Source organism: Streptomyces subrutilus, assembly GCF_008704535.1.
In the GTDB taxonomy this organism is placed as follows: Bacteria; Actinomycetota; Actinomycetes; order Streptomycetales; family Streptomycetaceae; genus Streptomyces; species Streptomyces subrutilus.
In genome coordinates, this window is record NZ_CP023701.1 from 2,509,050 (window position 1) to 2,535,576 (window position 26,527).

General features: G+C 72.9%; 26 protein-coding genes. 16 read left to right on the forward strand and 10 right to left on the reverse strand.

Annotation, left to right across the window (positions count from 1 at the left end; all coding sequences use genetic code 11):
* Positions 1 to 35 precede the first annotated feature (35 nt).
* Positions 36 to 674, reverse strand: a complete 639-nt coding sequence (locus CP968_RS10630) for a DUF6230 family protein (RefSeq protein ID WP_150517784.1) — start codon at positions 672 to 674, stop codon at positions 36 to 38.
* A 597-nt stretch (positions 675 to 1,271) separates the two neighbouring features.
* Positions 1,272 to 2,273, reverse strand: coding sequence for a tetratricopeptide repeat protein (locus CP968_RS10640; protein ID WP_150517785.1), 1,002 nt, complete (start codon positions 2,271 to 2,273; stop codon positions 1,272 to 1,274).
* Positions 2,274 to 2,512: 239 nt separating this feature from the next.
* Here CP968_RS10640 and CP968_RS10645 point away from each other — a divergent pair, with 239 nt between their 5' ends.
* The gene (locus CP968_RS10645) at positions 2,513 to 3,238 is read left to right on the forward strand and encodes a TetR/AcrR family transcriptional regulator (protein WP_229886120.1); all 726 of its coding nucleotides are present in this window, start codon (positions 2,513 to 2,515) and stop codon (positions 3,236 to 3,238) included.
* Here the strand turns inward: CP968_RS10645 and icmA are convergent.
* The 4 genes from icmA to CP968_RS10665 all read right to left on the reverse strand — a co-directional run bounded on the left by icmA (position 3,214) and on the right by CP968_RS10665 (position 7,212).
* Positions 3,214 to 4,914 (reverse strand): coenzyme B12-dependent isobutyryl-CoA mutase large subunit, encoded by a 1,701-nt coding sequence (gene icmA / locus CP968_RS10650; protein ID WP_150517786.1) that lies wholly within the window; start codon positions 4,912 to 4,914, stop codon positions 3,214 to 3,216. The two genes, CP968_RS10645 and icmA, sit on opposite strands and share 25 nt — an antisense overlap.
* A gap of 99 nt (positions 4,915 to 5,013) precedes the next feature.
* Entirely contained in the window at positions 5,014 to 5,343 is a 330-nt protein-coding gene (locus CP968_RS10655) for a DUF3817 domain-containing protein (protein WP_150517787.1), read from the reverse strand.
* Between the two features lie 78 nt (positions 5,344 to 5,421).
* Complete coding sequence (locus tag CP968_RS10660) at positions 5,422 to 5,931, reverse strand: MarR family winged helix-turn-helix transcriptional regulator (RefSeq protein WP_150517788.1); 510 nt, start codon at positions 5,929 to 5,931, stop codon at positions 5,422 to 5,424.
* A gap of 21 nt (positions 5,932 to 5,952) precedes the next feature.
* Positions 5,953 to 7,212: an MFS transporter gene (locus CP968_RS10665; RefSeq protein ID WP_150517789.1), complete on the reverse strand. Its 1,260-nt coding sequence runs from the start codon at positions 7,210 to 7,212 to the stop codon at positions 5,953 to 5,955.
* Positions 7,213 to 7,546: 334 nt separating this feature from the next.
* Between CP968_RS10665 and CP968_RS10670 the strand changes: the two genes are divergently transcribed.
* From CP968_RS10670 to CP968_RS10680, 3 genes are all read left to right on the forward strand, one after another.
* Positions 7,547 to 8,548 carry an ArsR/SmtB family transcription factor gene (locus CP968_RS10670; protein ID WP_150517790.1) on the forward strand — a complete coding sequence of 334 codons (1,002 nt, stop codon included), beginning with the start codon at positions 7,547 to 7,549 and terminating at the stop codon, positions 8,546 to 8,548.
* A 90-nt stretch (positions 8,549 to 8,638) separates the two neighbouring features.
* Complete coding sequence (locus tag CP968_RS10675; protein WP_150517791.1) at positions 8,639 to 8,965, forward strand: plasmid mobilization protein; 327 nt, start codon at positions 8,639 to 8,641, stop codon at positions 8,963 to 8,965.
* Positions 8,962 to 9,447, forward strand: coding sequence for a hypothetical protein (locus CP968_RS10680; RefSeq protein WP_189828863.1), 486 nt, complete (start codon positions 8,962 to 8,964; stop codon positions 9,445 to 9,447). The genes CP968_RS10675 and CP968_RS10680 overlap by 4 nt, the downstream gene beginning before the upstream one ends.
* 5 nt (positions 9,448 to 9,452) lie before the next feature.
* Here CP968_RS10680 and CP968_RS10685 read toward each other — a convergent pair whose 3' ends face one another.
* Together CP968_RS10685 and CP968_RS10690 are read right to left on the reverse strand one after the other, a co-directional pair.
* A complete protein-coding gene (locus CP968_RS10685; RefSeq protein ID WP_150517792.1) occupies positions 9,453 to 9,749 on the reverse strand; it encodes an MTH1187 family thiamine-binding protein in 297 nt (98 codons plus the stop codon).
* Positions 9,746 to 10,090, reverse strand: coding sequence for a DUF3817 domain-containing protein (locus tag CP968_RS10690; RefSeq protein ID WP_150517793.1), 345 nt, complete (start codon positions 10,088 to 10,090; stop codon positions 9,746 to 9,748). Before CP968_RS10690 ends, CP968_RS10685 begins: the two co-directional genes overlap by 4 nt.
* Before the next feature lie 152 nt (positions 10,091 to 10,242).
* On the opposite strand from CP968_RS10690, the gene CP968_RS10695 reads away from it, so the two are divergent.
* The 5 genes from CP968_RS10695 (at position 10,243) to CP968_RS10715 (ending at position 13,663) form a co-directional block, all read left to right on the forward strand.
* On the forward strand, positions 10,243 to 10,881 hold the full coding sequence (locus CP968_RS10695) for an AIM24 family protein (protein WP_150517794.1): 639 nt from the start codon (positions 10,243 to 10,245) through the stop codon (positions 10,879 to 10,881).
* Positions 10,881 to 11,531, forward strand: a complete 651-nt coding sequence (locus CP968_RS10700; RefSeq protein WP_150517795.1) for an AIM24 family protein — start codon at positions 10,881 to 10,883, stop codon at positions 11,529 to 11,531. The genes CP968_RS10695 and CP968_RS10700 overlap by 1 nt, the downstream gene beginning before the upstream one ends.
* Before the next feature lie 11 nt (positions 11,532 to 11,542).
* A complete protein-coding gene (locus CP968_RS10705; protein WP_150521846.1) occupies positions 11,543 to 12,346 on the forward strand; it encodes an AIM24 family protein in 804 nt (267 codons plus the stop codon).
* A 71-nt stretch (positions 12,347 to 12,417) separates the two neighbouring features.
* Positions 12,418 to 12,894 (forward strand): MarR family winged helix-turn-helix transcriptional regulator, encoded by a 477-nt coding sequence (locus CP968_RS10710; protein ID WP_150521847.1) that lies wholly within the window; start codon positions 12,418 to 12,420, stop codon positions 12,892 to 12,894.
* A gap of 211 nt (positions 12,895 to 13,105) precedes the next feature.
* Positions 13,106 to 13,663, forward strand: coding sequence for a PepSY domain-containing protein (locus CP968_RS10715; RefSeq protein ID WP_167536786.1), 558 nt, complete (start codon positions 13,106 to 13,108; stop codon positions 13,661 to 13,663).
* A 129-nt stretch (positions 13,664 to 13,792) separates the two neighbouring features.
* Here the strand turns inward: CP968_RS10715 and meaB are convergent, their stop codons facing one another.
* Positions 13,793 to 14,755 (reverse strand): methylmalonyl Co-A mutase-associated GTPase MeaB, encoded by a 963-nt coding sequence (gene meaB / locus CP968_RS10720; RefSeq protein ID WP_150517797.1) that lies wholly within the window; start codon positions 14,753 to 14,755, stop codon positions 13,793 to 13,795.
* Between the two features lie 54 nt (positions 14,756 to 14,809).
* Positions 14,810 to 16,018 (reverse strand): acetyl-CoA C-acetyltransferase, encoded by a 1,209-nt coding sequence (locus CP968_RS10725; protein ID WP_150517798.1) that lies wholly within the window; start codon positions 16,016 to 16,018, stop codon positions 14,810 to 14,812.
* 137 nt (positions 16,019 to 16,155) lie between these two features.
* Between CP968_RS10725 and mce the strand changes: the two genes are divergently transcribed.
* From mce to CP968_RS10760, 7 genes are all read left to right on the forward strand, one after another.
* On the forward strand, positions 16,156 to 16,584 hold the full coding sequence (mce, locus tag CP968_RS10730) for a methylmalonyl-CoA epimerase (RefSeq protein ID WP_150517799.1): 429 nt from the start codon (positions 16,156 to 16,158) through the stop codon (positions 16,582 to 16,584).
* A gap of 183 nt (positions 16,585 to 16,767) precedes the next feature.
* On the forward strand, positions 16,768 to 21,324 hold the full coding sequence (gene scy / locus CP968_RS10735; RefSeq protein WP_189828862.1) for a polarized growth protein Scy: 4,557 nt from the start codon (positions 16,768 to 16,770) through the stop codon (positions 21,322 to 21,324).
* Between the two features lie 195 nt (positions 21,325 to 21,519).
* Positions 21,520 to 22,458, forward strand: a complete 939-nt coding sequence (locus CP968_RS10740) for a coiled-coil domain-containing protein (protein ID WP_150517800.1) — start codon at positions 21,520 to 21,522, stop codon at positions 22,456 to 22,458.
* Positions 22,459 to 22,561: 103 nt separating this feature from the next.
* Complete coding sequence (locus CP968_RS10745) at positions 22,562 to 23,590, forward strand: ABC transporter ATP-binding protein (RefSeq protein ID WP_150517801.1); 1,029 nt, start codon at positions 22,562 to 22,564, stop codon at positions 23,588 to 23,590.
* Positions 23,591 to 23,592: 2 nt separating this feature from the next.
* Entirely contained in the window at positions 23,593 to 24,372 is a 780-nt protein-coding gene (locus tag CP968_RS10750) for an ABC transporter permease (protein WP_150521849.1), read from the forward strand.
* Between the two features lie 152 nt (positions 24,373 to 24,524).
* Positions 24,525 to 25,640: an ABC transporter ATP-binding protein gene (locus CP968_RS10755; RefSeq protein ID WP_150517802.1), complete on the forward strand. Its 1,116-nt coding sequence runs from the start codon at positions 24,525 to 24,527 to the stop codon at positions 25,638 to 25,640.
* Positions 25,637 to 26,503: an ABC transporter permease gene (locus CP968_RS10760; protein ID WP_150517803.1), complete on the forward strand. Its 867-nt coding sequence runs from the start codon at positions 25,637 to 25,639 to the stop codon at positions 26,501 to 26,503. Before CP968_RS10755 ends, CP968_RS10760 begins: the two co-directional genes overlap by 4 nt.
* Positions 26,504 to 26,527 lie beyond the last annotated feature (24 nt).

Consider the following 26,527-nt stretch of genomic DNA (forward strand, 5'->3'; position numbering starts at 1 on the left):
CGCCGCCCGCCCCACCGGTCAGGCGCCGGGACGGACTACTTCTCGTCCTGGTAGCACGGCTGGTCGCCACCGAGCAGGCGCAGCTTCAGGTCGGGCAGCTTGAAGGTGCCCGCCGTGGTCGCCCACGCCTTCTGCCGGACGTTCGACAGGATGGCCTTGTCCGCACGCTGGGAGAACGCGTACGGGCTGGCGACCGTACCGGCCTGCGGCTTGGTCTTGTGGCTGGGGTCGCCGACCGCGACACCGATGTCGAGGTTCTTGAACTCGGCGTCGGTGTCGAGCTCCGCAACATCGAGGTAGATGTTGTCGGCGACGGCCGGCTTGCCCTTGTGACCCGTACGCAGCTGGAGCGTGATGTTGCCCAGCGGGGTCGGGGTGACCAGGGACTGGCACATGTTGGTGATCTCGGCGTGGCTGAACCCGGAGATGGTGACCGGGTGGGCCGCCGCGTTCCCCTTGAGGTCGTGCCCCTCGGCGATCCCGCCGTACTGGATGAGGTTGTCACCGTCGAGCTTGTCGGCCGAGACCTTGAAGTCCTGGCCGGAGACGCTGAAGGACGCCGCGAGGGCACCCTGCGCCAGACCCACACCGACCGCGGCCGTGGCCGCGATGCTCGGCACCATGACGAGCGCGAAGCGCTTCCATCTGGTCCCGCCACGAACCTGAGAACTCATATCGTTCCTCCTTCTCGGACGTACATCTCCGGTCCGGGCCGTACCCGTCCTGGGATGGGAGAAGTGCTACGTCCTCGGGAAGGAGCGCAGGCGGCCCGGGCCGCGGTCGTGCCACGTCCGATCCACCGGCGATCACCCCCGAGCGACAACCACTGGGCCACGCGTTCGCGCAACCTGAGAGGACAGGCCCCGCTGTACGGCGGAGACCCCCCTGTCCCACGACCGGTGCCACTGCCACCGACCGGCCCGGTGGGGACCCTCCACCGCGGCTCCGGATGAGCGGCTCTGCGGGAAGGACCGAGCGTCGCCGATCGTGGTCCATTCCCGGCCGGGGCACAAGGGGGTTCGTTACTGGCGGGTAACGGCCAGATAACCGGGGGCCGACCCAGTGGCGTCGGGCAGCGACACACGGTGTCACCAATGGCCACGACAGATCAGGGGAAGTGTGAACACACCGGACAGTTCACGGGGTTCGGTTTACTGCGAGTAACAGCAGCCGCAATTACCAAGTTTTGGCAAAGTGCGGCCGCTGTTTATCTCCGTGACAACAAATCACCGGCGGTTCGCGGGGCTGCGCGGGCCGCCGGTGCGCTGCTCCTAGAAGAGGACCCGGGCCAGTGCCGTGCGCGCCGCGGAGACCCGCGGGTCGTCCGCGCCGATGACCTCGAACAGCTCCAGCAGGCGCACCCGAACGGCGTCGCGGTCCTCACCGAACGTCACCCGCACGGTGTCCACCAGGCGCCCGAAGGCGTCCTCCACGTGACCGCCGACCAGGTCCAGGTCGGCGGCGGCGATCTGCGCCGCCGGGTCGCGCGGGTCGGCGGCCGCCGCGGCCCGCACCGCCTGCGGGTCCATGTCCCGGACGCGGACGAGGAGTTCGGCCTGGGCCAGCCCCAGCGAGGCCTCGCTGTTGCGCGGGTCCTCGGACAGCACGTTCTTGTACGCCTGGACGGCGCCGGCCAGGTCGCCCGCGTCGAGCGCGACCACGGCCGCCTCCAGCAGGGCGTCGTGCGGGCCGGCCGGGGGCTCGGCCGCGGCGTCCGCCGCGGGGGCGCCCTCGGCGTCCGGGTCCACCTCGACGCCGATGATCCCGAAGCGCTCCTCGGCCACCTGGACCAGCTGCGCGAGGGTCTCGCGGATCTGCTGCTCGGGGGCCGCGCCCTGGAACAGCGGCAGCGCCTGGCCGGCGACCACGGCGAAGACCGCGGGAATGCCCTGGATGCCGAACTGCTGCATGAGCATCTGGTTGGCGTCGACGTCGACCTTGGCGAGCACGAGGCGGCCGTTGGCCTCGATGGTCAGCCGCTCCAGGAGCGGACTGAGCTGCTTGCACGGTTCGCACCACTCGGCCCAGAAGTCCAGGACGACCGGGACCTCGGCGGAGAGCTGGATGACGTCGCGTTCAAAACCGGCCTCGTCGACGTCGATGACGAGGGCGGACGGCGGCAGTGCGCCGGCGGACGGGCCTGCGCCGCCGCCCTGGGCGGCCTGGCGCGCCGCGTCGGCGCGGGCCTGCTCGGCCTTGGCCTTGGCCTCGCCGGCCGCCTTCACCGCGGCGAGGTCGACGACGCCGCTCATGGACATGTTTCTGGGCTGCATGCGTACATCCTCCCCCGTGCGTGCGCGCCGACGAAAAAGATCGGGTGAATTCACGCCTCACCGCGATCGCCGTACGGTCGGCGCCGGGTCCCCACCTGGCGCCTGTAGCCCTTCGCGTGGTTGTCGCTCTTACGCTACGAGCCGTAGCGTAACTCCTCACCCGTCCCCGGCGCCCCGTGATCTGAACCACACGGAACGTGGCCGCCGACACGTGGCTACTGGCGGGTATGGTCTCGGCCATGCGCAACCCCAGCCCCGGCACCGGCGCCGGTCCGACGCACGGCCGTACCGGGCGCCCCCGCAGCGCCGCCGCCGACGCCGCCATCCTCGGGGCGACGCGGGACGCACTGGTCGAGCTGGGCTGGTCGAAGCTGACGATGGGGGACGTCTCGGCCCGGGCCGGGGTCGCCAAGACCACCCTCTACCGGCGCTGGGCGGGCAAGAACGAGCTGGTGGTGGACGCGGTCGCGGAGCTCTTCGACGCGCTCGAACTCCCCGACCGGGGCTCCCTCGAAGCGGACATCGCCTACGTGGTCCTGCAGTTCGCGGAGCTGCTGCGGCGGCCGGAGGCCCGGACCGCGCTGATGGCGGTGGTCGCCGAGTCCACCCGCGACGAGGCGCTGCGCGGCCGGATCCGGTCGGCCATCGTGGACCGGCAGAAACGTCTCGTCGTACTGGGGCGCGAGCGGGCCCAGGCCCGCGGCGAGCTCCCGCGCGAGGAGGACGAGTCGCTCGCGGACCGCACCACCGACCTGATCTTCGACGTGATAGCGGGCACGGTGGTGCACCGCGCCCTGGTGAGCTCCGAACCGGTGGACGCGCTCTGGGTGGCCACCTTCACGGCGCTGCTGATGCACGGTCTCCAGAACCCGGACGCGGACGCCGGCTCCGGCCCGCGCACGGCCTTGACCGGAGGCCGTGCGCGGGCCGGGAGCGGGCCTCAGAAGCCGGGCGGCTCCGTGTAGGTGCCCCACTCCTCGCGCAGCACGTTGCAGATCTCGCCGAGGGTGGCCTCGGCCCGTACGGCGTCGAGCATCGCGGGGATCATGTTCGATCCGTCGCGGGCGGCGGCCAGCATGGCCTCCAGCGACGAGGTGACCTTCGCGTCGTCGCGCCGCGCCTTGCGGGCGGCCAGCTCGCGGACCTGGACGGTCTCCACCTCGTGGCTGACCCGCAGGATCTCCAGGTCGCCGGTGACCGAGCCGTGGTGGACGTTGACGCCGACGACCCGCTTGTCGCCCTTCTCCAGCGAGCGCTGGTACTGGAAGGCGGATTCGGCGATCTCGCCGGTGAACCAGCCGTCCTCGATGCCGCGCAGGATGCCCGAGGTGATCGGTCCGATGGGGTGCCGGCCGTCCGGATGGGCGCGCAGGCCGCGCTCGCGGATCTGGTCGAAGATCTTCTCGGCCTCCGCCTCGATGCGGTCGGTGAGCTGCTCGACGTACCAGGAACCGCCCAGCGGGTCGGCCACGTTGGCCACCCCGGTCTCCTCCATGAGCACCTGCTGGGTGCGCAGGGCGATCTCGGCCGCCTGCTCGCTGGGCAGCGCGAGGGTCTCGTCGAGGGCGTTGGTGTGCAGGGAGTTGGTGCCGCCGAGGACGGCCGCGAGGGCCTCCACGGCGGTGCGCACGACGTTGTTGTAGGGCTGCTGCGCGGTGAGCGAGACCCCGGCGGTCTGGGTGTGGAAGCGCAGCCACATCGACTTGTCGCTCTTGGCTCCGTAGACCTCCTTCATCCAGCGGGCCCAGATGCGGCGGGCGGCGCGGAACTTGGCGATCTCCTCGAAGAAGTCGAGGTGCGCGTCGAAGAAGAAGGACAGGCCGGGCGCGAAGACGTCCACGTCCATGCCGCGGGAGAGCCCGAGCTCGACGTAGCCGAAGCCGTCGGCGAGCGTGTAGGCGAGCTCCTGGGCGGCCGTGGCCCCGGCCTCGCGGATGTGGTAGCCGGAGACGGAGAGCGGCTTGTAGGCGGGGATGCCCGCGGCGCAGTGCTCCATCAGGTCGCCGATGAGGCGCAGGTGCGGCTCCGGCTCGAAGAGCCACTCCTTCTGGGCGATGTACTCCTTGAAGATGTCGGTCTGGAGCGTGCCGTTGAGCAGGGCCGGGTCCACGCCCTGCCGCTCCGCGGCGACCAGGTACATGCAGAAGGCGGGCACGGCCGGGCCGGAGATCGTCATGGAGGTCGTGACGTCCCCGAGCGGGATGTCCCGGAACAGGACCTCCATGTCGGCGGCGGAGTCGATGGCGACGCCGCAGTGGCCGACCTCTCCGAGGGCGCGGGGGTCGTCGGAGTCCCGGCCCATGAGGGTGGGCATGTCGAAGGCGACGGACAGTCCGCCGCCGCCGGCGGCCAGGATCATCTTGTAGCGCTCGTTGGTCTGCTCGGCGTTCCCGAACCCGGCGAACTGCCGGATGGTCCAGGTCCGGCCGCGGTAGCCGGTGGCGTGCAGGCCGCGGGTGTAGGGGTACTCCCCCGGCCACCCGATGCGCTCGAAGCCCTCGTAGGTGTCGCCGGGGCGGGGCCCGTAGACGGGATCGACCTCGTCGCCGGAGAGCGTGGTGAAGTCGGCCTCGCGCGTGCGGGCCTTGTCGTAACGGGCCTGCCAGCGTCGGCGGCCCTCCTCGATGAGGTCAGCGTCCATACCCATGAATTTACTAGGACGTCCTAGTAAATGTCGATGGCAAACCCCCGGGAGTCGTCCCGGGGGTGTCGGCGGGGGTGCCGGCCGAAGTACCGGCGGCTACGCCCTGACGGTCGCCGGACCGCCGGTGACCAGCGGCTCGACCTCGGCGCGGACCTGCCGCTCGACGAAGAAGGCGGCCAGCGGGATGGTGCCGCTGAGCATGACCCAGAGCATCTTGCCGAAGGACCACTTGGCCTTGGAGCTCAGGTCGAAGGCGAAGACCAGGTAGATCATGAAGAGCACGCCGTGGGCCTGCGACACCACGAACGTCAGGTCCGCGCCCCGGTCGAAGCCGTACTTGAAGACCATGCAGGTGCACAGCACCAGCAGCATCACGGCGGTCGCGAAAGCCATCACCCGGTAGCGGGTCAGCACACTGCGTTTCATGGCGTCGAGCCTAGCCGTCCGCTTTGCGCGATCTTGACCGGGGGCCGTGCGGAGCCCGCCCGACCGCCGTGCTCCGCGTCACTTCTCGTCGAAGTCGGCGGCGGCGACGCGCAGCGGGCGCAGCAGGGCGAAGATCTCCGCGCACTCCTCGGAGTCGTACGCGCCGAGGCCGAAGTCGATCTCCATCAGGTCCCGGGTGGCCGCCTCGACGACCTCGCGGCCCTTGTCCGTGATGGAGGCGAGGGTGCCGCGGCCGTCGTTCGGGTTGGGCCGCTTGTCGACGAGTCCGGAGCGCACGAGGCGGTCCACGGTGTTGGTCACCGAGGTCGGGTGGACCATCAGCCGCTCGCCGATCTTCGACATCGGCAGCTCGCCCGCCTTGGAGAAGGTGAGCAGCACCAGCGCCTCGTACCGGGCGAAGGTCAGCCCGTACGGCTTGACCACCGCGTCCACCTCGCCGAGCAGGATCTGGTGCGCCCGCATGATCGAGGTGATCGCGGCCATCGAGGGCACCGGCCCCCAGCGCTGCTGCCAGAGCTCGTCTGCGCGGGCGATGGGGTCGAAGGCAAGGCTGAGCGGCTTGGGCACGCTTCAGACCCTACCGGGCGGTCATTTGGCGGTCAGCCCCGTCTCACTCCTCGGCGCCCCCTCCCCCGTCCCCGCGGCCCGCAGGGCGGCGAGCAGGGCCAGGACGACGGCCGCGCCGAGGGCTCCGGCCCCGGCGACGACGAGGTGGACGGGCAGGAACTCGGCGGCCAGGCCGGCCAGGGCCATGCCCACGCCCTGGAGGGTCATCAGGCCGGTGCCGAGCAGGGTCATCGCCCGCCCGCGCAGCTCCTCGGGGACGGCGTCCACGAACCAGCGGTCGAGGCCCAGGGTGTGCGCCTGGGCCAGGCCGGCCAGGAGCAGGGCCGCGAGGACGGCGTACGGGCCCGGCCGGAGCGCGTACACGAGGAGCGGCAGCGGCGCGAGGACGGCGAGCGGGGCCACGATCCGCGAACGCGTTCGGGCGGTGAGCGCGGAGCCGGCCCACAGCTCTCCCGCGATCGTGCCGACGGGCGGCGCGCACATCAGGAGCCCGAGGACGGCGGTGGAGGCGCCCAGGCCGTCGGCGTACGGGGCGAGGAGCGCCTCGGGGACGACGACGAAGAGCGGCGGCAGCCAGAACAGCAGCACGAGCGCGCGCAGCCGGCGGTTCCCGAACACCGCGCGCAGGCCGGCGAGCGGGGTGCCGCGGTCCCCGGCCGCGCGGGCGGGCCGGGCCGCGGTGCCGAGCCGCAGCAGCAGCGCGGAGCCGAGGAACCCGGCGGCGGTCAGGGCGATGGCACCGCGCGGCGCGAGGACGGTGAGCAGCAGGCCGCCGAGCCCGAAGCCGATGAGCTGGGCGCTCTGGGCGACCATGCGCAGCAGCGAGCGGCCGAGGACGAAGGCGTCGCCGGAGCCGAGGATGTCGGCGAGGGAGGCGCTGCGCGTGCCCTGGAAGAGGGGGGCGACGAAGGCCATGGCGCAGCGCAGCACCAGCAGCAGCGCCACGGGGGTGCCCGGCAGGGCCATGGCCGCGGCGCAGGCCGCGCAGAGCAGGTCGCACCCGACGAGCACGCGCCGGGCGGGGTGGCGGTCGGCGGTCCCGGCGAGCAGGGTGCCGCCGAGGGCGTACGGGAGGAAGCCGAGGGCGAAGGTGAGCGCGCTCATCAGCGGGGAGCCGGTGGCGCGGTAGACGAGGACGGTGAGGGAGATCTCGGCGACGACGACGCCGAGCACGGACAGCAGGTGGGCGGCGAAGACGGGCCGGAACTCCCGGACCCGGAAGACGGCCCGGTATCCGGCGGACGGCGCGGCGGCCTCGGCGGGCGGGGTGACGGTGCTCATCCCGGCACCTTGCGCGCCGGCCCCCCGCGGCCCCAGACATTCGGCCCGGCACGAATGTCCCGGGGTGGCGGCGGCCGCCCCGGGACGGCCGGGGACCGGTGCGCCGATGGCGTAGCGTCGGGCGGGAAGGGCCGAAACGGACCCGGAAGGGCGGCTCTGACGTGCTCTGCGGGCCCAAGGGCTCTGCGGGCCCAAGGGCTCTGCGGGCTCTGCGGGCTCTCACGGGATCAGGCGGGCCCTGACGGGTCTGACGGCTCTGGGGGCCCAGACGGCTCTGAAGACAGGCGGTACGGAGTGGACGCGGACCGGAGGGGTCCGGGGAGGGGTGCGCCGCGTGGGCTTCCACTACCGCTTCGGCCCCGGTGACCTGCTGCGGTGCCGGTTCGCCGTCTCGCCGCGCTGGGAGACCCAGGAGGCGGTGCGGGTGCTGCGGGACCCGCAGCGGCAGGCGTACCACCTGCCCTGGCTGCGCCGGGTCCGCGCCGCTGCCGCGGGGCTCGACCTGCGTCCGCTGTGGCTGCTGATGCCGACCGCCGGGCACCACCCGGACTTCCTGAGCCCGCCGCCGCTCGGGCCCTCGGTGACCATGGCGGAGGAGCTGGCCCGGGTGCGGGCCGCCGATCCCGGGGCGGCCCGGGAGGAGGTGCGGCGCTCCCTCGCGTGCACCCCGGGCGCCCTGGAGAGCGCGGCCGGGCGGCGGATGCTGGCCGATCCGGCCCGTACGGTGCGCGAGCTGGCCGATCTGACCGAGCGGGCCTGGGAGGCGCTGGTCGCCCCGGACTGGCCGCGGCTGCGCGCCCTGCTGGAGGCGGACGTCCTCTTCCACTCGCGACGGCTGGCGGCGGGCGGTCTGGAGGCGCTGTTCGACGGGCTCCATCCGGACCTGCGCTGGCACGGGGAGAGCAGCACCCTCGCCATCGAGCGCCGGACGCACCACGACCGGTCGCTGGGCGGTCAGGGACTGCTGCTGATGCCGAGCGCGTTCGGCTGGCCGGAAGTGGTCGGGGGCTACGACCCGCCCTGGCAGCCGACCGTCGTCTACCCGGCCCGGGGCATCGGCGCGCTGTGGGCGGCCGCGCCGGAGCCGACCCCGCGGGCGCTGGCCCGGCTGCTGGGGCCGGTCCGCGCGGACGTGCTGTGCGCGCTGCACGAGCCGGCCTCGACCACGGCCCTGGCCCACCGCCTGCGCCTGGCCCCGTCCACGGTCTCGGCGCACCTGCGGGTGCTGCGCGCGGCGGGCCTGCTGATCTCGGCCCGCCACGGGCACCAGGTGCTGTACGAGCGCACCCCGCTGGCCATCGCCCTCACCACGGGCGAACCCCCGCCGACCCCCTGACCACGCCCGCGGCGGTGGGTGCCGGTTCCGCCGCGGCATCGTCGGCGAACCACACTTGGCGGGGCGTAATACGCGTCATACACTACGACCGTGGCCAAGACCCGGATCAGCATCAGCCTTGAACAGCAGCAGGCGGAGCGCATCAGGCAGCACGCCGAGCGGGCCGGCCTGGACGTCTCGGCGTACCTCATGCACGCCGCCACGCGGCAGATGGCGGAGACCGAGACCATAGAGGCGCAGTTCGCGGGCGTGGACGCGTTGATCGCGGCAACGGAGGCCGAGGCCGGGCGCGTACTCACGGAGGCGGAGCCACCGGTCGGGGAGCTGACGGAGCAGGAGCGGCAGGACGTCGAAGCAGCCCTCGACCTCGTCTACGGGCCGGCCAGAACGGGCGCCCGCCCGGGGCACGCCGCGTGAGCACGAGGATCCCCGTCTACGACAGCGGCATGCTCATCGCCCTCGCCGACCGCAAGGCCAAGGCGGTCCGCCTGCACGAAGCCCTGAAGGCCACCCCGCACCGAGCCCTCGTGCTGGGACCCGTGCTGGCTCAGGTGTGGCGCCCGAACCCGGCACTGGTGCACGCGCTGGCCACGGTCCTTCAGGACTGCTCCGTACCGCAGGCGCGCGGCTCGGCCGCGCCCATGCGCGAGACCGGGGCCGGCCGACCCGAGTGCATCGCGTGCGCGACGGGCTTCGACCTGACGGACTGGCGCCGCATCGGCACCGCACTCGGACGGGCCGGACTTCCCCCGAAGAAGCGGCCGGACGCGGTGGACGCCTGCGTGGCCCTGGCCGCCGCGAAGCACGGCAGTGCGGTGATCTTCACCAGCGATCCGGAGGACATCGCCGCCTATCTGGCCGTGCTGAATCCGACTGACGTGCATGTCCACGCGGTGTGAGCGCGTCAGCCCCCGGCGAGGTGGCGTTCCACCGTCTCGATCTTCGAGGTGATGCCGTCCGTGACGCCGGGGCGGATGTCGGCCTTGAGGATGAAGGAGACCCGGGGTGCCCGGGCCTCCACGGCCGCCACCGCGCGCCTGACGACGTCCATCACCTCGTCCCACTCGCCCTCGACGGTGGTGAACATGGCGTCGGTGCGGTGGGGCAGGCCCGACTCGCGCACGACGCGGACCGCGTCGGCGACGTACGCGCCGACCTCTTCGCCGACGCCCAGCGGGGTCACCGAGAACGCGACGATCATGCGCGGGCCGCCTCGCGGGCGCGGGCGGCCACGACGCTGTCGGCCTCGTCCCGCTTGAGGAGCTTGTCGCCGTAGAGCCCGCCGAAGGGGACCAGCGCCAGCAGGAAGAACAGCGCGACCTTCTTGACCGGCCACTTCGCCCGGTTCCACACGTCGAGCAGGAAGACGGAGTAGATGACGAACAGGATGCCGTGCAGGATGCCGAGCGGCATCATCAGGTAGTCGATGTCCGTCGTCCGCTTCAGCAGCGAACCGAAGATCAGCAGGGCCGGGAACGACAGCGCCTCCGGGACGGAGATGAGGCGCAGCCGGTGCAGGGCGGAGGCGGTCTTGATGTCCACGGGGAACCTTCGGGATGGAGGCCAGGGTCGGCTCCAGTGTCTCAGCCGCTTTGCGGGATCTTGACCCGGGTACCCGCGGACGCGGCGCCGGTGTGGCGTATATCGGCCACAAGCCCCTTCTCGGGCCCGCCCGCTGCCGATAACGTCATCCCGTGGCTCAGTTCCGACTCCAAGGCAGCAAGGTGCTCGCCGTCGACCTGACCGGGGACGCCGTCAAAGCGAAGAACGGCGCCATGGTCGCGTACGACGGCCAGATGGCCTTCAAGAAGATGTCCGGCGGCGGCGAAGGCCTCCGCGGCATGGTGACCCGGCGGCTCACCGGCGAGCAGATGACCGTGATGGAGGTACAGGGACACGGCACCTGCTTCTTCGCCGACCGCGCCAGTGAGATCAATCTGGTCAATCTGCGCGGCGAGAAGCTCTACGTCGAGTCCAGCAACCTGCTGTGCACCGACGCCGGCCTGCGCACCGGCACCACCTTCACCGGGCTGCGCGGCGCCACCACCGGCAACGGGCTGTTCACGACCACCGTCGAGGGCTCGGGCCAGGCGGCCATCACCTCCGACGGCCCGGCCGTGGTGCTGCGGGTGAGCGCCCAGTACCCGCTGTCCGTCGACCCGGGGGCGTACGTCGCGCACACCGGCAACCTCCACCAGTCCTTCCAGTCGGGCGTGAACTTCCGCACGCTGATGGGCGAGGGGTCCGGCGAGGCCTTCCAGATCCGCTTCGAGGGCGAGGGCCTGGTCTACGTGCAGCCCAGCGAGCGCAATACCGTCGGGGGCGACGTCTGATGCCGTTCCGCGAGGTCAACTCGAAGATGATCGAGGCCCAGGTGGTCCCCGGGCAGAAGATGTACAGCCAGCGCGGCGCCATGCTCGCGTACCGCGGCGAGGTCTCCTTCACCCCGAGCCTGACCGGCGGTCAGGGCGGCGTGATGGGCATGATCGGCCGGCGGGTGGCGAACGAGCAGACGCCGCTGATGGAGGTCGAGGGCAGCGGCACGGTGATGTTCGGCCACGGCGGCCACCACATCCAGGTGATCAACCTGTCGGGCGAAACGCTGTACGTCGAGGCCGACCGGCTGCTGGCCTTCGACGGCACCCTCCGGCAGGGCACGATGTTCATGGGCTCGCAGGGCGGGGTCATGGGCATGGTCCGCGGCCAGGTGAGCGGCCAGGGCCTGTTCACCACCACCCTCAAGGGGCACGGCGCGGTCGCCGTGATGGCCCACGGCGGGGTCGTCGAGCTGCCGATCACCCCCCAGCGCCCGGTCCACGTGGACCCGCAGGCGTACGTCGCCCACCACGGGGACGTGCGCAACAGGCTCTCCACGGCGCTCGGCTGGCGCGACATGGTGGGGCGCGGCTCGGGCGAGGCGTTCCAGCTGGAGCTGTCCGGCCAGGGCGCGGTGTACGTACAGGCCTCGGAGGAGAAGCTGTGAACTTTGGCCCCGTGACCGGCGGCCCGGGGGGCCCGACGGTCTTCGACCCGTACACCCTGCCGTCCGACGACAACGTGAACGCGTACACCTTCTGCGTGGAGCTCAAGGGGAGCCAGTGGTTCCTGCAGAAGGGCAAGATGATCTCGTACTACGGGAGCATCGAGTTCAACGGCATCGGCCACGGCCGCTTCGACCGGCTGCTGCGCACCAGCTTCCACTCCCCGCTGCACGCCTCCGACTGGGTGGTGGCCGAGGGCCAGGGCAAGATGCTGCTGGCCGACCGGGCCTTCGACGTGAACTCCTTCGACCTGGACGACGGCAACCTGACGATCCGGTCGGGCAACCTGCTCGCGTACCAGCCCTCCCTGGCCCTGAAGCAGTCGATCGTGCCGGGCTTCCTGACCCTGATCGGCACGGGCAAGTTCGTGGCGGCGTCCAACGGGCCGGTGGTGTTCATGGAGCCGCCGATCCGGGTGGACCCGCAGGCGCTGGTGGGCTGGGCGGACTGCCCCTCCCCCTGCCACCACTACGACCACGGCTACATGTCGGGCGTGATGGGCGGGCTGCGGTCGCTGACGGGCATCGGGGGCGCCTCGGGCGAGGAGCACCAGTTCGAGTTCGTGGGGGCCGGCACGGTGCTGCTCCAGTCCTCCGAGATGCTGATGGCGGAGCAGGCGGTCGGCGCGGTCGGCGCCGGTGCGGCCGCGGGCAACGCGCAGGGCGTGCCGGGTGCGGGCCAGGGTCCGCTGGGGCAGCTCGGCGTGCCGCGGATGCCGGGGCAGCTGGGTGATCTCCAGCGCCGTTTCGGACTGTGATCCGCGCCTCCCGACACCCCCGATCTTTGTACGCAATTCAACTTCTTAGGTAGAGTTCATTCATGGAGACCATGGAGACCGGGACGGCCACCCCCTGGCTGAGCGAGGCCGAGCAGTGCGCCTGGCGCACCCACCTGGACGTCAGCAGACTGCTGATGCACCAGCTGGAAAAGGATCTCCAGCCCTTCGGACTCACCAACAACGACTACGAGATCCTCGTGAACCTCTCGGAGTCCGCGGACCACCGGATGCGGATGAGCGACCTCGCGACCGCGACCCTGCAGTCCAAGAGCCGGCTCTCGCACCAGATCACGCGCATGGAGGCGGCGGGCCTGGTCCGCCGGGTGAACTGCGAGTCCGACCGCCGCGGGCTGTTCGCGGTGCTCACCGACGAGGGCATGGAGACCATGCGCAAGGTCGCCCCGCACCACGTGGCGTCCGTCCGCAGGCACTTCATCGACCTGCTGCCGCCCGACGCCCTGGCCGCCCTGCGCTCCTCCCTGCGCCCGGTGGCCGAGCACCTGCGGGAGAACCGCGGCAAGGCCTGATCCGCCCGCCCGGCCCCCGGGCCTCCGGGGGCTGCCGGCACCGGGTCCCGGAGCGGGGTGCCGGTGCCTGTTTCGCGGTGCGGGGCCCGGGCTCCGCGGGCTCGACGCGCCGTCCGGCGGGTTCGCCCGGACAATGGACCGGGTATCGCCAGCCGCCGGCCGCTCCCCCGCCCGTCCGTGGGCGCCGTGGCCGGCCGAAGGAGGTCAGCCGATGAAGCGCACCGTGTACATCGCGACAGCCGCGTCCGTGGTCCTGATGCTGGGAGGTCCGGTGGCGTCCGCGGCAGCGGCCGCATCCACCGCCGGGTCCGCCACCGCCTCCGTGTCCACCCCCGCCCGGGCCGACGCGACGGCCGAATCGGCCGTCAAGGCCGCGCTCAAGGCGTACCCGGGCGTCGTCGAGTCCGTCGACCGCGACGGGTCCGTCTGGCACGTCGACGTGATCACCAAGGCCGGCAAGCACGCCGAGGTGCAGGTCGACGCCGCGACCGGCGCCGTCACCAGGCAGGAGCGCGACAACGACGACGACGCCGACCAGCACGCTCCGCTGCTCGCCGCGAAGGTCTCGGCCGCGCAGGCCGTCACGGCGGCCCTGAAGGCGCACCCCGGCACGGTCCGGTCGGTGGACTGGGACGACGGCGACGGCCGCGCGGCCTACTGGGACGTCGAGGTCAAGACGACCGGCGGCAAGACCCAGAACGTACACATCGACAGCGCTTCGGCGAAGGTCCTGTCGTCCACCACGGGCGACAACGACGACGACAACTGACGGCAGGCCGACGCCGACGGCCGGCGACGGCCGGACGGCCCCGGAACACCCGGCCCCCGGGACGGCACGACGGAACGGAGGGGCGGGCGCGGGCTCCGCACAGGGCCCGCGCCCGCCCCTCCCCCGCGCTCAGGCCTCGGTCAGCGTCGCCAGCAGGGAGTCGGCCGCCGCGTACGGGTCCAGCTCGCCCGCGGCCACCCGCGCGGCCAGGGCGTCCAGCCGGGCGTCGCCCCGCAGGTCCGCGATCCTGGCCCGCAGGGCCGTCACCGCGATCGTCTCCACCTCGCGCGCGGCCCGCGCCGTGCGCCGCTCCGCCAGCACGCCCCGCTCGCCCGTCCACGCCCGGTGCTTCTCCAGCGCCTCGACCAGCTCGTCGATGCCCTGGCCGCGGGCCGCGACCGTCTTCACGATCGGCGGCCGCCAGTCACCGGCCCCGCGCGACTCCCCGAGGCCCAGCATGTGGTTCAGCTCCCGGGCCGTGGCGTCGGCGCCGTCCCGGTCGGCCTTGTTCACCACGTACACGTCGCCGATCTCCAGGATCCCCGCCTTGGCGGCCTGGATGCCGTCGCCCATCCCCGGGGCCAGCAGCACCACCGAGGTGTCCGCCTGCGAGGCGATCTCCACCTCCGACTGCCCGACCCCGACCGTCTCGACCAGGACCACCTCGCAGCCGGCCGCGTCCAGCACCCGGATCGCCTGCGGAGCCGCCCAGGCCAGACCGCCCAGGTGCCCCCGGGTGGCCATGGAGCGGATGTACACCCCGGGGTCGGAGGCGTGGTCCGACATCCGCACCCGGTCCCCGAGCAGCGCGCCGCCCGAGAAGGGCGAGGACGGGTCGACGGCGAGCACCCCGACGCGCTTGCCCGCCGCCCGGTACGCGGACACCAGGGCCGAGGTCGTCGTCGACTTGCCGACGCCCGGCGAGCCCGTCAGCCCCACCACGTACGCCCCGCCCGTCAGCGGCGCCAGCGCCGCCATCACCTCGCGCAACTGCGGGGACGCCCCCTCGACCAGCGAGATCAGCCTGGCGACCGCTCTCGGCCTGCCCTCACGCGCCTGGGCCACCAGCTGGGGGACGTCCACCGCCGTCATACGTGCTGCGCTCCTCGGTTCTCGCTACGGGTACGGGTACGACTGCGGGCGGTCCTAGCCCCGCGCGGACGGCACGCGCACGACGAGCGCGTCGCCCTGCCCGCCGCCGCCGCACAGCGCGGCCGCGCCGACCCCGCCGCCGCGCCGCTTCAGCTCCAGCGCCAGGTGCAGGACCACCCGGGCGCCGGACATGCCGATCGGGTGGCCGAGCGCGATGGCGCCGCCGTTCACGTTCACCTTTTCCGGGGTGACCCCGAGGTCCTTCATTGACTGCACGGCGACCGCGGCGAAGGCCTCGTTGATCTCGATGAGGTCCAGGTCGGCGACGGCCAGGCCCTCCTTCTCCAGGGCGTGCAGGATCGCGTTCGACGGCTGCGACTGGAGGGAGTTGTCGGGGCCGGCCACGTTGCCGTGGGCGCCGATCTCGGCGAGCCACTCCAGGCCGAGCTCCTCCGCCTTGGCCCTGCTCATCACGACCACGGCGGCCGCGCCGTCGCTGATCTGCGAGGAGGTGCCGGCCGTGATGGTGCCCTCCTTCGCGAAGGCCGGGCGGAGCCTGCCCAGGGACTCCGCGGTGGTTTCCGGGCGGATGCCCTCGTCCTGCGCGAACACCACCGGGTCGCCCTTGCGCTGCGGGATCTCGACCGGCACGATCTCGGCCTCGAAGACGCCGTTCTTCTGCGCGGCGGCGGCCCGCTGGTGCGAGGCGGCCGCGAAGGCGTCCTGCGGGGCGCGCTCGATGCCCAGGCGGGTGTTGTGCTTCTCGGTGGACTCGCCCATCGCGATGTTCTCGAAGGCGTCGGTCAGTCCGTCGTGGGCCATCGCGTCGAGCATCTCGACGGCGCCGTACTTGTAGCCCTCGCGCGACTTGGGCAGCAGGTGCGGGGCGTTGGTCATGGACTCCTGGCCGCCCGCGACCACGATGTCGAACTCCCCCGCGCGGATCAGCTGGTCGGCCAGCGCGATGGCGTCCAGGCCCGAGAGGCACACCTTGTTGATGGTGAGCGCGGGCACGTTCATCGGGATGCCGGCCTTGACGGCGGCCTGGCGGGCGGGGATCTGGCCGGCGCCGGCCTGGAGCACCTGTCCCATGATCACGTACTGGACCTGGTCGCCGGTGATCCCGGCCCGCTCCAGCGCGGACTTGATGGCGAAGCCGCCGAGGTCGGCGCCCGAGAAGGACTTCAGCGAGCCGAGCAGCCGCCCCATGGGCGTGCGGGCCCCGGCGACGATCACTGAGGTGGTGTTGTTCGATCCGGACATGAGGCACAGCCCCTTGAGGATGAGGAGTGAACGAGGGTTTACCTGAATGTACTGAGCGGTACCCGCGCCGTCACCGGGCTGTCGGTGTGATCGCTGGCACGTTGCGTGACCGCCCTCCTCGGCGGTGCACTGGTCCCATGCTGACAAGAATCGACCACATCGGGATCGCCTGCTTCGACCTGGACACGACCGTCGAGTTCTACCGTGCCACGTACGGCTTCGAGGTGTTCCACACCGAGGTCAACGAGGAGCAGGGCGTGCGCGAGGCCATGCTCAAGATCAACGGGACCTCGGACGGCGGCGCCTCCTACCTCCAGCTCCTGGAGCCGACCCGGGAGGACTCCGCGGTGGGCAAGTGGCTGGCCAAGAACGGCGAGGGGGTGCACCACATCGCCTTCGGCACCGAGGACGTCCGGGGCGACTCCGAGGCCATCCGCGGCAAGGGCGTCCGCGTCCTGTACGACGAGCCCCGCACCGGCTCGATGGGCTCCTCGATCACCTTCCTGCACCCCAAGGACTGCCACGGCGTCCTGACCGAACTGGTCACGGCCAACCCGCAGCACTGATGTCCCGATTCCCCGGCCGGTAGAGTGGCCATGGCTCGGCCGGGGTTTCGGTGCGGAGACGGGGGTCGGGGCCTGTGACCCCTGCCCCGGTATCTGACACCATTCCCCGGGGGCGTCGTTCAGCGGGCGAGCGATGCTCATTTGGGAGTGAGCTTGCGACCAGGGGACGGATGGGACCGCGCTGTGCGGGGCTACGAAAGCCAGGAGAGCCATCAGGCCGAGGCCGACCACCTCTCGCTCTTCGAGGCCGAGATGGAGCGGCTGAAGAAGGAGCGCGGGAAGGCCGTCCAGCACGCCGATGACCTGGGGTACCAGGTCGAGGTGCTGCGCGCCAAGCTCCACGAGGTACGCCGGGCTCTGGCGTCCCGCCCCGCCTACGACGGCGCGGACATGGGCTACCAGGCGGAGCAGCTGCTCCGCAATGCCCAGATCCAGGCCGACCAGATGCGCTCGGACGCCGAGCGCGAACTGCGCGACGCGCGGGCCCAGACCCAGCGCATCCTCCAGGAGCACGCCGAGCACCAGGCGCGCCTCCAGGCGGAGCTGCACGCCGAGGCCGTCAACCGCCGCCAGCGGCTGGACCAGGAGCTCAACGAGCGCCGCCAGACCGTCGAGGCCCACGTCAACGAGAACGTGGCCTGGGCCGAGCAACTGCGCGCCCGTACCGAGGCCCAGGCCCGCCGGCTCATGGAGGAGTCCCGCGCCGAGGCCGAGCAGGCCCTCAACGCCGCCCGGTCCGAGGCCGCCCGCGTCGCCGAGGAGACCCGCCGCCGGCTCGCCGAGGCGTCCGAGACCGGCCGCGCCGAGGCCGAGGCCACGCTGCTGCGCGCCCGCAAGGAGGCCGAGCGGCTGCTGACGGCCGCCTCCGCCCAGGCCCAGGAGGCCACCGAGCACGCGGAGCGGCTGCGCTCCACCGCCTCCGCCGAGGCCGAGCAGACCCGGCAGCAGAGCATGGACCTCGGGCGGGTGGCCGAGTCCCGGGTGCAGGAGGCCGACAGCGCGCTGCGCGAGGCCCGCGCCACCGCCGAGAAGCTGCTCGGGGAGGCCGAGGAGAGCGCGGCCCGCCAGCTGGCCTCGGCCGAGTCGGTCAACGAGCAGCGCACCCGCACCGCCAAGGAGCAGGTGGCCCGGCTGGTCGGGGAGGCCACCAAGGACGCCGAGGCCCTCAAGACCGAGGCCGAGCAGGCGCTCGCCGACGCCCGCGCCGAGGCCGAGCGGCTGCGCACGGAGGCCGGCGAGCAGGCCCGTACGGCCGCGGCCGAGGACACGGCGGCGCAGCTGGCGAAGGCCGCCCGCACCGCCGAGGACGTGCTGAACAAGGCCTCGGAGGACGCCCGGGCGACCACCCGGGCCGCGTCCGAGGAGGCCGAGCGGATCCGCCGCGAGGCCGAGGCGGAGGCCGACCGGCTGCGGCTCCAGGCGGCGACCACGGCCGACGAGCTCAAGGGCGCCGCGAAGGACGACACCGAGGAGTACCGGGCCCGCACGGTCGAGCTCCAGGAGGAGGCCCGGCGGCTGCGCGGCGAGGCCGAGCAGCTGCGCGCGGAGGCCGTCGCCGAGGGCGAGCGGATCCGCGGCGAGGCCCGCCGCGAGGCGGTCCAGCAGATCGAGGAGGCGGCCCGCACGGCCGAGGAGCTCCTCGGCAAGGCCAAGGCGGACGCGGACGAGCTGCGCGGCGGGGCGACCGCCGAGAGCGAGCGGGTCCGCGCCGAGGCCGTGGAGCGGGCGACGGCCCTGCGCAAGCAGGCCGAGGAGACCCTGGAGCGGACCCGCGCGGAGGCGGAGCGGCTGCGCGCCGAGGCCGAGGAGAGGGCGGAGGCCGTCCGGGCCGAGGCGGACGCGGCGGCCGCGGCCCGGCGCGAGGAGACCGAGCGGTCCCTCGCGGCGAAGCGGCAGGAGGCCGACGAGGAGCTCGTACGGCTGCACGCGGACGCGGAGGGCCGGCTGGCGACGGCCGAGCAGACGCTGCGCGACTCCCGCGCGGCGGCGGAGAACGTCCGTCGGGAGACCACCGAGGAGGCCGACCGGCTGCGCGCCGAGGCGGCGGAGCGCATCCGCACCCTGCAGGCGCAGTCGGAGGCCGAGGCCGACCAGCTGCGCACGGACGCGGCGCAGGACGCCGGCCGGGTGCGCGCGGAGGCCGAGCAGGCCGCCGTACGGCTGACCGGCGAGGCCGAGGCCGAGGCCGAGCGCGTGCGCTCCGAGGCACAGGAGACCGCGGACCGGCTGCGCGCCGAGGCGAAGGCGGCGGCCGAGCGGGTCGCCGCGGAGGCCGCGGAGGCGCTGGCGGCGGCGCAGGAGGAGGCGGCCCGCCGCCGCCGGGAGTCCGAGGAGACCCTGGCCTCGGCGCGGACCGACGCGGAGAGCGAGCGGGCGCAGGCCCGGGAGCAGAGCGAGGAGCTGCTGGCGCAGGCCCGCAAGCGCTCCGAGGAGGCGCAGGCCGAGGCGGTCTGGCTGACGGAGGAGGCCGAGCGGCGCGCGTCGGAGGTCGTCGCGGCGGCCGAGGCCACCGCGCAGCAGGTGCGCGACGCCGTGGCCGGGCTGCACGAGCAGGCCGAGGAGGAGGTCGCCGGACTGCGCAGCGCGGCCGAGCACGCGGCGCAGCGCACCCGGACCGAGGCCGAGGAGGAGGCGTCGCGCGTCCGCGCGGACGCCCACGAGGAGCGGGAGCGGGCCGCCGGGGACGCCGAGCGCATCCGCAGCGAGGCGCGCACCGAGACGGACGCGGCGAAGGCCCTGGCCGAGCGCACGGTCGGCGACGCCATCGCCGAGGCGGAGCAACTGCGTTCCGACACCGCCGAGTACGCGCAGCGGGTCCGTACGGAGGCCACGGACGCCCTGGCGGCGTCCGAGCGGGACGCGGCCCGGACCCGGGCGGACGCCCGGGAGGACGCCAACCGCATCCGCGGCGAGGCGGCGGAGTCCCTGGAGGCCTCGCGCGCCGAGGGCCTGGCGATCACCGACGCGGCGGCCGCGGAGGCCCGCCGGCTCACCGAGGAGGCGCGGGCCGCCAACGCGGTCACGGCCGGGGAGGCGGTGGCCGAGGCCGAGCGGATCACCGCGGAGGCGGCCCTGACGCTGGAGCAGGCGCGCACGGACGCGGCCCGGCTCACCGAGGAGACCCTGGCGGCCAACGCCGCCACCGTCGGCGAGGCCGAGAGCGCGGCCGAGGCGCTGCGCGGCGAGGCCGCCGGCACCCTGGACGAGGCGCGCGCGGAGGGCAACCGGCTGCGCACCGAGGCCGCCGAGCAGGCGGACCGGCTCGTCGCCGAGGCCGCCTCGGAGGCCGAGAAGCTCACCGCGCGGGCGGCCGAGACGCTGGCGGGGGCGGAGCGCGACGCGACGCGGATCCTGGTGGAGTCGCGCGCCGAGGGCGACCGGCTCGTGGAGGAGACCCGTGCGGCCAACGAGCTGACGGTCGGCGAGGCCGCGGCGGAGGCCGAGCGGCTGCGCGCGGAGGCGGCGGCGGCGCTGGACGAGGCGCGCGCGGAGGGCGGCCGGATCATCGGCGAGGCCACCGCGGAGGCCGAGCGGGTCACGGTCGCGGCCAACGAGACGCTGGCCGGCGCCGAGCGGGACTCCGAGCGGACGATGGACGAGGCGCGCGCGGAGGCCAACCGGCTGCGCAGCGAAGCCGCCGAGCAGGCGGACCGGCTCGTCACCGAGGCCGCCTCGGAGGCCGAGAAGCTCACCGCGCGCACCCGCAAGGACAACGAGCGCACGGTCGGGGAGGCCGCGAACGAGGCCGAGCGGCTGCGCGCCGAGGCGGCCGAGGCACTGTCGTCGGCGCAGGAGCACGCGACGCGGACCCGGTCGGAGGCCGAGCGGGTCAAGGCGGAGGCGGCCGCGGCGGCGGAGCGCACCCGTGCGCAGGCGCGCACCGAGTCCGAGCGGCTGCTCGACGAGGCCCGCGAGGAGGCCAACAAGCGGCGCAGCGAGGCCGCTGAGCAGGTCGACCGGCTCATCACCGAGTCCGCGGCGGAGGCCGACAAGCTCACCTCCGACGCGCAGAAGCAGGCCCTGGCCTCCACCACGGCGGCCGAGGAGCAGGCCGACGCGATGGTCGACGCGGCGCGCAAGGAGGCGGCGCGGATCACCTCGGAGTCGACGGTCGAGGGCAACTCCCTGGTGGAGAGGGCCCGTACGGACGCCAACGAGCTGCTGGTCGGCGCGCGCACGGACGCCGCGGCCATAAGGGAGCGTGCGGAGGAGCTGCGCGGCCGGGTCGAGGCGGAGGTCGAGGAGCTGCACGAGCGGGCCCGCCGGGAGTCGGCCGAGCAGATGAAGTCGGCCGGCGAGCGCGTGGACAAGCTGGTGCGGGCGGCGACCGAGCAGAGCGTCGAGGCCGAGGCGAAGGCCAAGGAGCTGGTGTCGGACGCGAGCAGCGAGGCGAGCAAGGTCCGCATCGCCGCGGTGCGCAAGGCCGAGGCGCTCCTGAAGGAGGCCGAGCAGAAGAAGGCCGAGCTGACCCGCGAGGCGGAGGGCGTCCTGGCCCGGGCGACGGCGGAGGCCGAGCGGCTCGTCGACGAGGGGCGCCGTGAGCTGGCGGTCCTGGTGCGCCGGCGCGAGGACATTCAGGCGGAGATCTCCCGTGTCCAGGACGTTCTTGAGGCGTTGGAATCATTCGAGGCGCCCTCGGGCGGCGGGAAGCCCGCGGTCGGCGGTCAGGGCGCGGGGGGCGTGAAGGCCGGCGCGGCAGCGGGGTCCACTCGTTCGGGTGGCAAGTCATCAGAGTCCTAGACGAAGCGCCGCGGCGTGTGCTCCTGATGGAGTTTCAGGCGAACGGGGGACAAGCATTCTGTCGCCTTGCCACTCAAAAGGGGTGTCATTGTCCGGATCAAACGCGGATTGACTCGATGACACGCCGTCCGGGCGCCTAGGATTCCCCTTAACACCTCACGTAGCACCTCATCGGTCTCATTCGACAGGAACCCCATGAGCGACACTTCCTCCCCCTTCGGCTTCGAGCTCGTGCGGCGTGGTTACGACCGCGGTCAGGTGGACGACCGCATTACCAAGCTGGTCTCCGACCGCGACAGCGCCCTTGGACGCATCAACTCTCTGGAAAAGCGGATCGAGGAGCTGCACCTCGAAACGCAGAACGCCCAGGCCCAGGTGAGCGACGCCGAGCCGTCGTACGCCGGCCTCGGTGCCCGGGTCGAGAAGATCCTCCGGCTGGCCGAAGAGGAGGCGAAGGACCTGCGCGAGGAGGCCCGCCGCGCGGCCGAGCAGCACCGCGAACTCGCCGAGTCGGCCGCCCAGCAGGTGCGCAACGACGCCGAGTCGTTCGCCGCCGACCGCAAGTCGAAGTCGGAGGACGAGGGCGTCCGCATCGTCGAGAAGGCCAAGGGCGACGCCTCCACCCTGCGCGCCGAGGCCCAGAAGGACGCGGCCTCCAAGCGCGAGGAGGCCGACGCCCTGTTCGAGGAGACCCGCGCCAAGGCCGCCCAGGCCGCCGCGGACTTCGAGACGAACCTGGCCAAGCGGCGCGAGCAGTCGGAGCGCGACCTGGCCGGCCGTCAGGCCAAGGCCGAGAAGCGCCTCGCCGAGATCGAGCACCGCGCGGAGCAGCTGCGCCTGGAGGCCGAGAAGCTCCGTACGGACGCCGAGCGCCGCGCGCGCCAGACGGTGGAGACCGCGCAGCGCCAGGCCGAGGACATCGTGGCCGACGCCAACGCCAAGGCGGACCGCATCCGCAGCGAGTCCGAGCGCGAGCTGGCGGCGCTCACCAACCGCCGCGACTCGATCAACGCGCAGCTGACCAACGTCCGCGAGATGCTGGCCACGCTGACCGGTGCGGCCGTCGCCGCGGCCAACCCGATCGTCGACGACGAGCCGGTCTCGCGCGGGGTCCCGGCCCAGCAGAGCCGCTAGTACGCCGGTTTCCGTACGCCGGGAGCCGCTGCGCATCCCTGAGGGGCCGTATGTCACCTGTTTGAGGTGGCGTACGGCCCTTCGGCGTTCTAGCGTGGCCCGCATGATCGAGCTTGAGGGACTTACCAAACGATTCGGCGCGAAGACCGCCGTGGACAACCTCAGCTTCCAGGTCAGACCGGGGGTGGTGACGGGCTTCCTCGGCCCCAACGGGGCGGGCAAGTCCACGACCATGCGCATGATGCTCGACCTCGACAACCCGACCAGCGGTACGGTCCGGATCGACGGCAAGCACTACCGGGACCTGCCGGAACCGCTGAAGTACATCGGGGCGCTGCTGGACGCGAAGGCCATGAACGGCGGCCGCAGCGCGTACAACAACCTGCTCTGCCTCGCCCAGTCGAACCGCATCCCGGAGCGGCGGGTCTCCGAGGTGCTGGACCTGGTGGGCCTGACGGCCGTGGCCCGGAAGAAGTCGAAAGGATTTTCGCTCGGCATGGGGCAGCGGCTGGGAATCGCCTCCGCCCTGCTCGGCGATCCGGAGATCCTGATGTTCGACGAACCCGTCAATGGTCTGGACCCCGAGGGAATTCTCTGGATCCGCAATCTGATGAAGGGCCTGGCCGCGGAGGGAAGGACGATCTTCGTCTCCTCGCACCTGATGAGCGAAATGGCGCTGACGGCGGACCATTTGGTGGTGATCGGGCAGGGCCGGCTGCTGGCGGACCTGTCGATGGCCGATTTCATCCAGCAGAACTCGCGCAGTTTCGTGCGGCTGCGCTCCCCGCAGCAGGAACGGCTCAAGGACGTCCTGCACGGGGCGGGCATCGACGCGATCAGCGTCCCGGCCACCGGCGCCCTGGAGATCGACGGGGTCGGTCCGGAGCGCCTCGGCGAGCTCGCGGCCGAGCACCGGATCGTGCTGCACGAACTCAGCCCGCAACGGGCCTCACTGGAGGAAGCGTTCATGCGCATGACGGCGGACTCCGTCGAGTACCACGCCCACGCCCCCGGAGCCGCCCTCCCCGGCGGACCGGTCGCGCCCGGCGCGGCCACCGACAATCCGGCCCGGCCCGCCGACGTCCCCGCCTGGGGCGCCGGCTTCGACGCGACGCGCAAGGGCGGCGAGTGACCGTGGCCTCCTTCCCCGCCGTCCTCAAGTCCGAGTGGACCAAGATCCGTACGGTCTCCTCGACCGTCTGGACCCTGGTCGCCGCCGTGGTGGTCACGGTCGGCCTCAGCGCCGCGCTCTGCGCGTTCTTCAACGCCTCCTTCAAGGACATGCCCCCGGAGCAGCAGCTCACCTTCGACCCGACCGTGGCGAGCTTCGCCGGCATGAGCCTCGGCCAGCTCGCGATGATCGTCTTCGGCGTGCTGGTGGTCGGCACCGAGTACAGCTCGGGCATGATCCGCACCTCGCTGGCCGCCGTGCCCCGCCGCGGCAGCTTCCTGTTCGGCAAGCTGCTCGTCGCCACCTCGCTGGCCCTGGTCGTGGGCCTGGTGACCAGCTTCCTGTCCTTCTTCCTCGGACAGGCCATCCTGGGCGACCGCTCCATCGGCATCGGTGAGGACAACGTGCTGCGGGCCGTGATCGGCGCCGGGCTCTACATGGCCATGATCGCGCTGTTCTCCATGGGCGTGGCCTCGATCCTGCGCAGCTCGATCCTGGCGCTCGGCATCCTGATGCCGTTCTTCTTCCTGGTCTCGAACATCCTCGGCGCGGTCGACGCCACCCGGAAGGTCGCCCAGTACTTCCCCGACCAGGCCGGCTCCAAGATCATGCAGGTGGTGCCGGGCGCCATGGACAGCGGCTCGACCCCCTACGGCCCGTGGGGCGGCTTCGGGATCATGCTTCTGTGGGTGGCCGCCTCGGTGATCGGCGGCTACGTCGTCCTCCGCAAGCGGGACGCGTGAGCACCGTCTCCCCCTGACGTACTACGGGTGATCCCCGAGCCGGCCTCAGGGTCGGTTCAGGGATCACGCCCGGGACGGAACCGGCGCGGACTCGATATCCTCTTAATCCTTACGCGGGCGAAAGTCGTCCCGGCCTGGTAAGGGGCAGCAAGATGATCGAGGCAGTCGGCCTGACCAAGCGCTACGGCGCCAAGACCGCCGTCGACCAGCTGTCCTTCCAGGTCAAGCCGGGTCACGTCACCGGATTCCTGGGGCCCAACGGCTCCGGCAAGTCCACCACCATGCGCATGATCGTCGGCCTGGACCGGCCCACCTCGGGCCGGGTCACCATCAACGGCCTGCCCTTCCGGGAGCTGCCGAACGCCCAGCGGCACGTCGGCGCCCTGCTCGACGCCAAGGCCGTCCACGGCGGCCGCCGGGCCCGTACCCACCTGCTCTCCGTCGCCCAGCTGTCCGGCATCCCGGAGAAGCGGGTCGACGAGGTGCTGGCCGTGGTCGGCCTCCAGGACGTCGCCCGGCAGCGCACGAAGGGCTTCTCGCTCGGCATGGGCCAGCGGCTCGGCATCGCCACCGCCCTGCTCGGCGATCCGCAGGTGCTCCTCTTCGACGAGCCGGTCAACGGCCTCGACCCCGAGGGCATCCTCTGGGTGCGCAACCTCATGCGCCAGCTCGCCTCCGAGGGCCGCACCGTCTTCGTCTCCTCGCACCTGATGAGCGAGATGGCCCTGACCGCCGACCACCTGATCGTCATCGGCCGCGGCCGGCTGCTCGCCGAGATGGGCACCCAGGAGTTCATCACCCACAATTCGGCCGGATTCGCTCGGGTCCGCGCGGCCGACACGCGTCCGGATGGCCGGGACGCACTGGGTGCGGCCCTCGTCGCGGCGGGCGCGCGGGTCCTCAAGGAGCCCGACGGAGCACTGCGCGTGACCGGGCTGGACCTGCCGCGGATCTCGGACCTGGCGCACGGGGCCGGCGTACGGCTGTGGGAGCTGTCCCCGCACCGCGCCTCCCTGGAGGAGGCGTACATGCGGATGACCCAGTCCTCCGTCGAGTACACCTCCACCCAGGACCCGCGCGCCGAGCTGTGGGAGCCCGAGCCGCTGGCCCTGCCCGCGTGGGAGGACGAGGGGACGGCCCCCGAGGTCCCCGGCGACGCCTTCTACGCCCCGCCGCCGCCCACGGCGGGCGGGCGGCCCTTCCTGATGCCCGGCAGCCCCGGCGAGCTCGCCTCCACCGCGAAGAACGACACCGAGGACACCGCATGACCGCCTCCACCCCCGGCCCGGCGCCCGCCGCGGCGGGCGCGACCGCGGCCCGCGACGGGAGCCCCGGCTCCGCGCAGCCCGCGCCCCGGCCCCACCTGGGGCACGCGCTGGCCTCGGAGTGGACCAAGCTGGTCTCCGTCCGCTCCACCCTGTGGACGCTGCTCTCCCTGGTCCTGACCGTCGTCGGCATCGGGCTGCTGTTCGTGGCGCAGACCGCCGACGGGGACTACCGGGACATCTCCTTCGCCACCCCGGCCCTCTTCGGGCTGCTGGTGGGACAGCTCGCCGTCATCGTGCTCGGCGTCCTGACGATCACCTCCGAACACGCGACCGGGCTGGTGAGCACCACCTTCACCGCCGCCCCCGAGCGGCTGCGCGTGCTGACCGCCAAGTACCTCGTCTTCGGCGCGACGGCCCTCACCGTGACCACCTGCTCCGTCGTCGCGGTCGGCCTCGCCGCGCGGATCGCGCACGGGGGCGGGGCCGCCGGGGTGCACGGGGCGTCCGAGTGGGTGGGCGCGCTGCTGGGCAGCCTCTACGTCACGCTGCTCGGTGTGCTCGCGCTCGCCGTCGGCGCGCTGATCCGGCACTCGGCCGGGGCCATCGCCGTGATGCTCGGGCTCGTGACGCTGCCGCCGGTGATAGGGGCGATGCTCAACGTCTGGCAGGCCACGGCGCCCCTCGGGCAGGTGGTCCTGCGGCACAACGCCCCGGTGGCGCTGATGACGATGTTCGGGATGCCGACCGGCGGCGCCGAGGGCGTCACCCTCCCGGGCGACACCGCGCACATGGTGCTCATCCTGCTGGTCACCGGCGCCGCGGTGGCCGCCTCGTACGTGGTGGTCGGCCGCCGGGACGTGTGATGCCGCCGGGCCCGCGGGGTCCGG

Excerpts from the sequence above, each read along its gene's own strand:
- CP968_RS10630 (WP_150517784.1), bottom strand. The coding sequence starts at position 674 with ATGAGTTCTCAGGTTCGTGGCGGGACCAGATGGAAGCGCTTCGCGCTC.
- CP968_RS10640 (WP_150517785.1), bottom strand. The coding sequence starts at position 2,273 with ATGCAGCCCAGAAACATGTCCATGAGCGGCGTCGTCGACCTCGCCGCG.
- CP968_RS10645 (WP_229886120.1), top strand. The coding sequence starts at position 2,513 with ATGCGCAACCCCAGCCCCGGCACCGGCGCCGGTCCGACGCACGGCCGT.
- icmA (WP_150517786.1), bottom strand. The coding sequence starts at position 4,914 with ATGGACGCTGACCTCATCGAGGAGGGCCGCCGACGCTGGCAGGCCCGT.
- CP968_RS10655 (WP_150517787.1), bottom strand. The coding sequence starts at position 5,343 with ATGAAACGCAGTGTGCTGACCCGCTACCGGGTGATGGCTTTCGCGACC.
- CP968_RS10665 (WP_150517789.1), bottom strand. The coding sequence starts at position 7,212 with ATGAGCACCGTCACCCCGCCCGCCGAGGCCGCCGCGCCGTCCGCCGGA.
- CP968_RS10685 (WP_150517792.1), bottom strand. The coding sequence starts at position 9,749 with ATGATCGTCGCGTTCTCGGTGACCCCGCTGGGCGTCGGCGAAGAGGTC.
- CP968_RS10700 (WP_150517795.1), top strand. The coding sequence starts at position 10,881 with ATGCCGTTCCGCGAGGTCAACTCGAAGATGATCGAGGCCCAGGTGGTC.
- CP968_RS10710 (WP_150521847.1), top strand. The coding sequence starts at position 12,418 with ATGGAGACCGGGACGGCCACCCCCTGGCTGAGCGAGGCCGAGCAGTGC.
- CP968_RS10715 (WP_167536786.1), top strand. The coding sequence starts at position 13,106 with ATGAAGCGCACCGTGTACATCGCGACAGCCGCGTCCGTGGTCCTGATG.
- meaB (WP_150517797.1), bottom strand. The coding sequence starts at position 14,755 with ATGACGGCGGTGGACGTCCCCCAGCTGGTGGCCCAGGCGCGTGAGGGC.
- CP968_RS10725 (WP_150517798.1), bottom strand. The coding sequence starts at position 16,018 with ATGTCCGGATCGAACAACACCACCTCAGTGATCGTCGCCGGGGCCCGC.
- mce (WP_150517799.1), top strand. The coding sequence starts at position 16,156 with ATGCTGACAAGAATCGACCACATCGGGATCGCCTGCTTCGACCTGGAC.
- CP968_RS10740 (WP_150517800.1), top strand. The coding sequence starts at position 21,520 with ATGAGCGACACTTCCTCCCCCTTCGGCTTCGAGCTCGTGCGGCGTGGT.
- CP968_RS10745 (WP_150517801.1), top strand. The coding sequence starts at position 22,562 with ATGATCGAGCTTGAGGGACTTACCAAACGATTCGGCGCGAAGACCGCC.
- CP968_RS10755 (WP_150517802.1), top strand. The coding sequence starts at position 24,525 with ATGATCGAGGCAGTCGGCCTGACCAAGCGCTACGGCGCCAAGACCGCC.
- CP968_RS10760 (WP_150517803.1), top strand. The coding sequence starts at position 25,637 with ATGACCGCCTCCACCCCCGGCCCGGCGCCCGCCGCGGCGGGCGCGACC.